Origin of the sequence: Arthrobacter sp. ov407 (genome assembly GCF_900102895.1) — a bacterium.
GTDB lineage: Bacteria > Actinomycetota > Actinomycetes > Actinomycetales > Micrococcaceae > Arthrobacter.
Genome location: NZ_FNGD01000021.1, coordinates 43,177 through 51,404, shown reverse-complemented (window position 1 = coordinate 51,404; position 8,228 = coordinate 43,177). Strand labels below are relative to the sequence as shown.

General features: G+C 66.6%; 4 protein-coding genes and 1 tRNA gene. 2 read left to right on the top strand and 3 right to left on the bottom strand.

Features of this window, described 5'->3' with window-relative positions; all coding sequences use genetic code 11:
- Window positions 1–442 precede the first annotated feature (442 nt).
- Together BLS42_RS19595 and BLS42_RS19590 are read right to left on the bottom strand one after the other, a co-directional pair.
- Complete coding sequence (locus tag BLS42_RS19595; RefSeq protein ID WP_090584014.1) at window positions 443–5,002, bottom strand: ExeM/NucH family extracellular endonuclease; 4,560 nt, start codon at window positions 5,000–5,002, stop codon at window positions 443–445.
- 390 nt (window positions 5,003–5,392) lie between these two features.
- On the bottom strand, window positions 5,393–6,196 hold the full coding sequence (locus tag BLS42_RS19590) for a VOC family protein (protein WP_090584013.1): 804 nt from the start codon (window positions 6,194–6,196) through the stop codon (window positions 5,393–5,395).
- Window positions 6,197–6,423: 227 nt separating this feature from the next.
- Here BLS42_RS19590 and BLS42_RS20420 point away from each other — a divergent pair, with 227 nt between their 5' ends.
- Entirely contained in the window at window positions 6,424–6,798 is a 375-nt protein-coding gene (locus tag BLS42_RS20420; RefSeq protein ID WP_218122141.1) for a hypothetical protein, read from the top strand.
- A gap of 26 nt (window positions 6,799–6,824) precedes the next feature.
- Here BLS42_RS20420 and BLS42_RS19585 read toward each other — a convergent pair.
- Window positions 6,825–6,912 (bottom strand) — tRNA-Ser (locus BLS42_RS19585).
- A gap of 163 nt (window positions 6,913–7,075) precedes the next feature.
- Here BLS42_RS19585 and BLS42_RS19580 point away from each other — a divergent pair.
- A complete protein-coding gene (locus tag BLS42_RS19580; RefSeq protein WP_090584012.1) occupies window positions 7,076–8,059 on the top strand; it encodes an NAD(P)H-quinone oxidoreductase in 984 nt (327 codons plus the stop codon).
- Window positions 8,060–8,228: the final 169 nt, after the last annotated feature.

The following is an 8,228-nucleotide window of genomic DNA, read 5'->3' as shown; positions in this document are numbered from 1 at the left end:
TCAGCAGGCCGGACGAGGACAAGCCGGCCTCCGCCGCGAGATCCTGGGCAGTTTCGCCCGCGATGAACCGTTCGACCAAGGCGAGCTTGAATTCGAACGAGTACACCTGTTTTGTCGGCTTGGCCATCAGCGCTCCTCGACCGTGGATTCTCCACCGCAGATAGAGAAGCTGCACCGGCGAGTGAGACACACCCAGCAGCCGCGCAGCCGCTTTATCCGCGATGCCCTTCTCAAACCACGCTACAGCGGCCTCGCGCTGCTCTTCGGATAACGGACTACGTACATGCATAAAACTGCTCCCCGGGAGTCGGAACTGAATTTCTCAGTCCAACTTCCGGGGAGCAGTTCAGACCGGGCAATGGACACTTGGTGCTTATGTCCAGTGCTGCGGCCCAGGGGAGGGCATGTGCCGTGGTGGGACTAGGAAGTCCGGGTTAAGCCATCAGCCATTGCGGCACTTCCGGTAGGCGGCCATGGCTGTCCCGTAGTTCACCTGGCCCACGATGTCTGCGGGCCTAGTCGGCTTGACCGGAGCCGTGCACTTCGGCGGGACAGGCACGCTGGCTGCGACCTTCACCTCCGCTTTCACGACGGTGCCGGATTCGACGGCGGTGAGCACCAGGGTGCCCGCGCCGGCGGCGGCTCCGGCCGGAACCTTCACATCAACAGTGGCCGCGCCGGCGGTCACCGGCACGGTGCCGAGCGCGGTGACCGTGCCCGTGGCGTCGGTGAACTCGGCGCGCAGCGAGGCGTTCACCGGGCTGCCCAGCGAGGTGAGGTCCAGCTTCGAAACCGCCAGGGTGATGGATTCGCCGCTCTTGACCTCGGCCGCCGTCGTGTTCACAACGGCTACGGAGCGGCGGGCGAAGTCCGGCGAGACCGGGTTGTGGGACTGCAAGTACTTGATCCACGCGTCGCGGTCCACGAGCCCGGAGTCCTTGGTGCCTGCGCCTTCCTTGAAGATCCGGAAGTTGTCGCCACCGGTGGCCAGGAAGTTGAACGTCCCGATCCGGTAGGACTTCGCCGGGTCGACCAGCGCACCGTTGACCCGGATCGAGGTGATCCGGTCACCGGCGGCGCGGGCGGCGTCGTAGGTGTAGTTCACGTTCTTGGACAGGCCCAGCTGCTGGTACGCGCGGCTGGGGACCGTGCCGTCCGGGTTGGTCTGCCACTGCTGCTCCAGCATGGTCTTGAACTGCGCACCGGTGAGGGACGTGGTCCACAGATTGTTCACGAACGGCAGCACCGCGTTGGCCTCGGCGTACGTGATGGTGCCGTCGGGCGCGTAGTACAGCTCATTGCGCAGGCCGCCCGGGTTGACGACGCCGATTTCGGCGGCGCCGAGTTCCGGCGCCTTCAGCGCATCCACAAGGGAGTCCGCCACCAGGTTGCCGAGCGTGGACTCGCTGGTCCGGTCATCGCGCACGGCCGGGGAGCCGGCGAACGCCGTCGTGATATCCGCGGTGACCTTGCCGACAGGCTGGTTGCCGACTACGGCGGCGTCGGCCAGAGCCTTGTCCACGATGGCCTTGACGGCCGCGACCCGCGGGTACTTCGCCACGAGATCGGCTGCCGGCTGCGCGGCGCTCGTGGTGCGCTGGACGTTGCCGGCCTTGTACCCGGTCACCGACATCGTCTTGGTGTCGATAGTCAGCTGGATCTGGCCGATGAACTCGCCGTAGTTACCGGTCTGGACGATCGGGCGGGTCCTGCCGGTGGGCTGGCCCGCCGAATCCAGGACGGGGGCGTCCCAGGCGTACTGCTTGTGGGTGTGGCCGTTGAAGATCGCGGCAACATCCGGGGTGACCTTCTGGACCATCTTGGCGAAGGGGCCGCCGGCGGCGATCTCCTGCTCCAGAGTGGCGCCGTCGGGAGCGCCTGACCCGGCGCCGTCGTGGTTCTCCACAATGATGACGTCGGCGAGCTTGTCCGCCTTGATCTTCGCCGCGACCCGGTTGATGGCGTCGACGGGGTCGCCGAACTCAAGGTCCGCGATGCCCGACGGCGTGACCAGGGAGGGCACTTCCTGCGTGACAGTGCCGATCACGGCGACCTTGACGCCGTTCATGTCCAGGACCGTGTACTCCGGCAGGACCGGGGTGGTGGTGCCCTTCGCATAGACGTTGGCGCCCAGGTACGGGAACTTGGCGTTGGTCCCGCCGGCGGTGACGCGGTCGCGCAGATCCGCCCAGCCGCCGTCGAACTCGTGGTTGCCCACCGCAGAGGAGCGCAGGTCCAGGGCGTTCAGCACGTCGATGGTCGGCTGGTCCTTGGCCACCGCCGAGGCGAACAGTGAAGCGCCGATGTTGTCACCGGCCGAGATGAACGCCGTGGCGCCCGGGGCGGCGGCGGCACGCAGCTTCTCGATGGTTCCCGCGAAGAACACGGTGTTGGAATCGATGCGGCCGTGGAAATCGTTGATGCCCAGGAAGTTCAGCTCGACGCTGGCCGGCGTGACGGGGAGGTTCAGGCCCACCACCACCGGATCGTGGTCGCTGGCGCGGAACTGGTCCGGAGCGTAGTAGTCGGTGACGTTGTTGTTGTAGCGGCTGTACTCCAGCGCCACGGACTCCACCGAGTTGATGTTCCAGATGTCCGCGCCGGTGACGACGGCGTTGGCTGCCGGTGAGGCGAGGATGTGGTCCAGCGAGCCCACGAGGCCGCCGAACAGGTAGGAATGCTTGGCGGAACCGTCGGCGTTTTTCGCCTTTTCATCCTGGTTGACGTACCCGGCGCCCGTGAGGACGTTGATCGGGTCCTCCTTGGCGTAGGAGTTGAAGTCGCCGATCAGGAAGACCTTGTCGGTGCCCTTGGACTTCTGCAGTTCGTCGGAGAACGCCAGCAGCGACTTGGCCTGGGCGGTGCGGGCGAGGTTGGAGGCGCCCTGGCCCTTGTCGGTGTCGTCCGGCGTCGCGGCGGAGCCCTTGGACTTGAAGTGGTTGGCGATCGCGATGAACTTCTTGTCATCGCCGGCGCCGACGGGCTTGAAGACCTGTGCCATCGGCTTGCGGGCACTGGCGAAGGCGACCGTGTCGTTGAGGATGATGGACTCGCCCACCGGTTCCGCCGCGGCCTTCTTGAAGATGAACGCGGTGCGGATCATGTCCTCGTCGGCCAGCGGGGGTGCGTTGGCGGGCGTGCGGACATAGTCCCAGATCCCCGGTGTGGCGATGTTCAGCGCATCCACCAGCTTGGCGAGCGCGTCGTCCCGGGTCTTGCCGAACTGGGCCGAGTTTTCGACCTCCATCAGGGTGACGACGTCGGCCCCGGACTTGGTGATGGCGGCGACGATCTTGTCCTGCTGGCGCTTGAAGTTCTCGGCGTTCGCGGCGCCGCGGACGTTGCAGCCGTCCTTGACGGTGATGGGGTTGCCGTCGCGGTCCGTGTAGAACTTGCAGCCGGCGATCTGGTCGCCGGTGGTGGGGAAGTAGTTCAGCACGTTGAACGAGGCGAGCTTGAGGTTGCCGCCCACTGCTGCCGGGGTGTCCGCCCGGGTGGCGCCGAAGCTTGCCGGCTGGACAGTGTCCGCGTTGGCGGCCGTCAGCTGGGTCAGGGGCTGGAACTTCCAGGCGTTGTTCGCGTAGCTGAGCACCACGTCGGTTTTGAATGTCACCGGTGCGCCGACCCGGACGTGGTCGGCCGTGGTCAGGTACGGGAGCACTTGGGCCTTGGTGGCGGCGTCCTTGAGGAAGTTCGTGGTGGCGCCGTCGTCGAGCTTGATGCCGCGGGCGGCGTTCGCCGCGGCCGTGGCGGTGTACTCCGCGGAGCCGAAGGGCGCGACGGCGGTGGGCTGCGCCAGCGCGGTGGTGCCGCCGGCCAGGCCGATCTCGCCGTACTGGTTCAGCGAGAAGTTGTCCGCCACAGTGACCGGACCCTGCGGAGTGAGCAGCATGCCTTCAAGGGATTCCCGGAAGGCCTCGTCGGCGGGGAGGGCGAAGCCGGTGGCCTTGACCTCGGGGGCGGCCTCGGTGAGCTTCTTCAGATCGGCCGCCGCGGCGACGTTCAGCTGCGTCATGCCGAAGAATTCGCTGACCGCGCCGGTGAGTTCGACGTAGTCGCCGATTCGGACGGAGTCGACCGTTGACGGCGAGTAGACGAATACAGCATCCGACGCCGCGTGGTTGGCCGGGGTGAGATCGCCGCCCGTGCCGGGGGTCTGGACGTAGTAGCCGGCGAATCCGCCGGTGGGGAACGTGGCAGTGACCCTGCCGCGCGTGGTGACCGATGATCCGGCCAGCGGGCTCGCATCGCCGCTGCCCTGGATTTCGGCGATGGACTTGGCGGCCGGGGGAGTGCCGGGGCCTGGATCGACGGGCGGGTCCACAGGGCCGGGAGCCACACCATTGGCGGCCTTTGGCGTGATGGCTGCGTTCAGCGTCGCGTCGGCGACGTTGTTATTGGTGTCGGCGCCGTTGCTGCGGTTCAGGCTCTTGACGTCGGCGTTGCCCGAAGGCGCAGCGGCCGTCTGGGTCTCGAACGTGTTGGAGGTGCCGTAGCCGAGCAGGTCGGCGACATTGGCCGGTTCAATGACCGAGCCCGTCGGAAGCGGGTTGAGCGCGCCGGCCTGCGTGGCCAGCACGATCGTGCCGCCACCTCCGGCCGGGTTGAAGCCGGTGGCAGTGGCGTCGGCTGCCGGCAGATCGGCACCGGCTGTGCCGTTGCTGCCGCCCTTGAGCAGGTAGTAGCCCTTGGCGGGAATGCTGCCGGCCAGGGCCGCAACGGAGCTCGGCGCCCCCGTCCCCGTGGCGGAGCGGTACTGGAGAGACCAGCCCTCCAGAGAGACCGGGGCGTCGGAGCCGTTGTAGAGCTCGACGAACTTGTTCTTGAAGGCAGCGCCGGAGCTGCCGCCGCTGAGGTAGGCCTCGTTGATGACCACCGGCGAGGTTCCGGTTGCTGCCGGGGCGGCCTCCACGGCATTGGCCGGCACGGCCGCCAGCGGGGCCGCTATGAGCGCCGCCGACACGGCTGTGCCCAGCGCTGTTTTCCAGGGTGTTAGTTTCATCCGCTCTAACTCTCATTAGGGTGCCCCGGGTAAAGGGCAGGGTGCAGTGCGTCCGCAGGGTGCAGCGGACAATGGCCGGCATGAACTCCTGGTCAAGTCGTGCCGGGCCTATCCAAACAGGGGTGAATGAACGACGTATGGATTAAACGTGCATTCGGCGGGACGTCCCCCAGCGAGACGCGCCGCAGCCTGCCCGGAGCGGCTCGAAAGCCCTGGGCAAGAGTGACTGGTGTTGCAGGTGAGCGGTGTCCAGGTGCTTCCGCCGGACGCTCCACAGCAGAATACCGGCCAGTATCCCTTGGGGAAGGGTCTGGCCGGTATTTCTTACAACAATTTTTGTAATCGGGTGGGAGAGGCCTTCCGGCCCCCTCCATCTATGGGCGTGCGGGGCTACGCGTCCGCGTCGGACTGACCGCCCTGTCCGGTGTCAGCCACGATCTTGAACATCGCGCCGGTGGGGTCGGTCAGCGTGGCGAGCCGGCCGAACGGGGTGTCGTCCGGCCCGTCGATCACCGTGGCGCCCAGGGCCACGGCCTTCTCGATGGAGGCATCGGCATCTTCAACAGCGAAGTAGACCTGCCAGTTGGACGGGACCTCGGCCGGGAGGTAAGCCGAAGCGTCCATGATCCCGGCCTTGGCCGCCGGGCCTGCGCCCAGCGTGGTGTAGCGGAATTCCGGGGTGTCGCTCATGACGTCGGTGTCCCAGCCGAACACATCCTGATAGAACTTGACGGCGGTGGCGTAGTCCTTGGTGTGGAGCTCGTGCCAGGCCGGGGCGCCGGGCTCGGCCGCAAGCTCGTAGCCCTTCATTTCAGCCGGCTGCCATACGCCGACCGACGCGCCGGTGGCGTCGGCGATCATGGCCATGCTGCCCTGCTCGGGGACGTCCATGGGCTGCATGTAGACCTGGCCGCCGTGCTCCGTCGCGGCTTTGACGGTGGCAGCGGCGTCCTCCGAGCGCAGGTACGTGGACCACATGTCCGGCCAGGCGGCCTGATCCGCCTGCTTCTGCATCAGGCCGGCCACAGACTTGCCGTCCTTCCAGGCAGTGATGTAGCCGCCGTATTTTTCTTCGTCGCCGGTCTGGTACGTCCAGCCGAACAGCGCACCGTAGAACGACTTGGCCTTCTCGGCATCGGATGTCATGAGGTCGATCCAGCACGGTGCGCCGTTGGAGTGGTCGGGTGTAGGCATGAGGGCTCCTGCTTGTTGTGGCGGCCCGGGCGTCGTTGTGCAGCCGCCGGACTCGGGGGGGATGGTGGGGACGGGGTGGTGAGACACAGTGAGACTATGACGGGGCACCGACACTTGCAATGGCCCGTTGACTCATGGAAAAGGTCCGGGGAGCCGGATACGTTGCCTCATCTGAAAAGATCTGGGAACGACGGGGCTGTGGACATCCTTGAGGGATGGGACTGACGATGAGCCAGCGGAAGGCTGTCACGGTGATCAAGGCCAGGGCGTATGCCCGTGCCGGCCGGCCGGAGAAGGTGCGGATCCTGGATGAGCTGGTGGAGCTCACGGGCTGGAACCGGGACTATGCGCGTCGGCGCTGCGGCAGGCACTTCAGCTGCGGCCGGTGCGGGCCCGGGAGCCGAAGGGGCGGGGACCGCACAGGTTCCCTTGGCGGAGCTCCGGGACTACATGGCTCGCCAACGCTGCGCGGCCGACACGGCGGACACCACCTGACGCCGGCCCAGCGGCAGGCGGACGCCATTCGTGCCGAACGCACCTTGAGCGCAGGGTGGCGGCAACTTGTGCTCAACAGCGCAAAAATGCCCCCGCTTCCGGCATGAACTGCAGGAGGCGGGGGCATTGTCCGCGGAAGGTAAGAGATTCGAACTCTTGGTACGGGGTCACCGCACACTGGTTTTCAAGACCAGCTCCATCGGCCGCTCGGACAACCTTCCCTAACGAGTAGTCTTTCATAGGCAGTCGGCTGCCACAAAAACCACAAACACGGTGCGCTTGCGGACGCGTGCAGCTCCCCGCCATATTCTGGGGAGTGATGTTGATCGGACCTGGCGATCGCGGCGAACGTGCGCGGAGCCAGTTAGGAATCGGGAGTTCTCCATGAAGGCTGTCTATATCTCAAAGCCCGGCGGACCCGAGGTCCTGGAAGTCCGTGAGGTGCAGGCCCCGGTGGCAGGCCCCGGCGAGGTGCTGATCGACGTCGTGGCCGCGGGCCTTAACCGTGCCGACGTCCAACAGCGCAAGGGCTTCTACCCACCGCCCCCCGGCGCCTCCGAGATCCCCGGGCTGGAGGTCTCCGGCCGGATTGCAGGGTTCGGCCCGGGCGTGACCAAGGCATTTTCCGTGGGGGACAAGGTGGTGGCGTTGCTCGCCGGCGGCGGCTACGCCCAGCAAGTGGCCGTTCCTGCCGGGCAGGTCCTGAGGATCCCCGACGGCGTCGATCTGGTCACGGCAGCGTCGTTGCCGGAGGTCGCGGCGACGGTCTATTCCAACCTGATCATGACGGCGCAGCTGCAGCCGGGCGAAACTGTCCTCATCCATGGGGCCACGGGCGGTATCGGCACCATGGCAATCCAGCTCGCCAAGGCTATTGGCGCCCGGGTGGCCACGACGTCGGGCAACGCGGAAAAAGTCGGCACCGCCAAGGCCTTCCTCGGCGCGGACATCGCCATCAACTACGCGGAGGAAGACTTCCCGGCGAGCCTGCGCGCGCAAAACGGCGGCAAAGGCGCAGATGTCATCCTCGACGTCGTCGGGGCCAAATACCTCGAACAGAACATCGATGCGCTCGCCGACTACGGACGCCTCGTGGTGATCGGGCTGCAGGGCGGCGCGAAGGCGGAACTGGACCTTGGACAGCTGCTGCGGAAGCGGGCCGCCATCATCGCCACCGCGCTGCGTCCCCGCCCGGTCGCGGAAAAGACCGTGATCATGAACGCCGTCCGCGACGCCGTGTGGCCGATGCTGACCGACGGCAGGATCAGGCCCCTCGTGGCCAAGACCTTCCCGTTGGCCCAGGTCGCCGCCGCGCACACCTACTTCGATTCCGGCGACCACGTCGGCAAGGTCCTGCTGGTCATGTAGCGGTGCGCCGGATCTGGCTTAAACCGCAGGTCGGGGCCACTTATTCCGTACGGTACATACGCTGTTTTGCGGCAACGGCGGCAAAGGCGATAACGTAGGGTCCATACGCGGTATACACGCGTCTTGGGGCGCGTGTATGCTGTGTGATTTCGTGACTTCGCGATTCCGG

Coding starts and splice junctions, on each gene's coding strand:
- BLS42_RS19595 (WP_090584014.1), bottom strand. CDS start 5,002: ATGAAACTAACACCCTGGAAAACAGCGCTGGGCACAGCCGTGTCGGCG.
- BLS42_RS19590 (WP_090584013.1), bottom strand. CDS start 6,196: ATGCCTACACCCGACCACTCCAACGGCGCACCGTGCTGGATCGACCTC.
- BLS42_RS20420 (WP_218122141.1), top strand. CDS start 6,424: ATGAGCCAGCGGAAGGCTGTCACGGTGATCAAGGCCAGGGCGTATGCC.
- BLS42_RS19580 (WP_090584012.1), top strand. CDS start 7,076: ATGAAGGCTGTCTATATCTCAAAGCCCGGCGGACCCGAGGTCCTGGAA.